The organism is Delftia sp. CH05 (assembly GCF_009827015.1).
Classification (GTDB): domain Bacteria; phylum Pseudomonadota; class Gammaproteobacteria; order Burkholderiales; family Burkholderiaceae_C; genus Comamonas; species Comamonas tsuruhatensis.
This window is the reverse complement of the sequence record NZ_WUMG01000114.1, coordinates 1-712: the sequence shown is the minus strand read 5'-3', so window position 1 is coordinate 712 and position 712 is coordinate 1. Positions and strand designations below refer to the sequence as shown.

Genomic DNA, 712 nt, shown 5'->3' with positions numbered 1-712 from the left:
GGCCACCGCCAGACCACGCACCTGAGTGCTCATACGCTCGGAGATGGCCAGCCCGGCTGCATCGTCCTTGGCGCTGTTGACTCGCAGGCCCGAGGACAGGCGCTGCATGGACGTGGCCAGCGAGCTGCCGGACAGGCCCAGGTTGCGCTGCGCGTTGATCGAGACGACGTTGGTGTTGATGGTCATTGCCATGATCGGGTCCTTTGGAACTGACGGTAAGGATGAAGAATTTGCTTGGTTTGCCGGGGCTTGCGGCCGTGTCTATGTGCACTGCTGCCAGCTTTGTCGCCTGCAGGCCTGCTCCGTACAAATGTGTTATCGGGCCATGGCGATAGTTCTTTAGCGCTTTCTTGCATCGACACCTCTTCGTGCAGGAATCGCCACGCACGGCGAATGACAGTGCGATCTGAAATAAAAAAGGCAGCCATGCGCGAGCAGGGCTGCCATCAAAAAGCAAACTCATCCAAGCTTGCCAGCGCTGGCCCTCATCGAGACGGCGCCAGCAAGCTCCTCCATCAACGCAGCAGGCTCAGCACCTGCTGGGGCAGCTGGTTGGCCTGGGCCACCATCGCCGTACCAGCCTGCTGCAGGATCTGCGTACGGCTCAGGTTCGCCGTTTCCTTGGCAAAGTCGGCATCCGTGATCCGGCTGCGCGCTGCGGAAATGTTTTCGTTCTGGATGTCGATGTTCTCCACAGCCTTCTCGAAGCGGG

At 60.1% G+C, this 712-nt stretch carries 2 protein-coding genes; both read right to left on the bottom strand.

Annotated elements, in window-relative coordinates; genetic code table 11:
- A partial coding sequence (locus GRX31_RS30445; RefSeq protein ID WP_442874098.1) for a flagellin N-terminal helical domain-containing protein occupies positions 1 to 192 on the bottom strand: 192 nt, incomplete at its 3' end.
- A 323-nt stretch (positions 193 to 515) separates the two neighbouring features.
- Positions 516 to 712 (bottom strand): flagellin (locus GRX31_RS30440; RefSeq protein WP_272918464.1); only part of this gene is annotated, 197 nt, incomplete at its 5' end.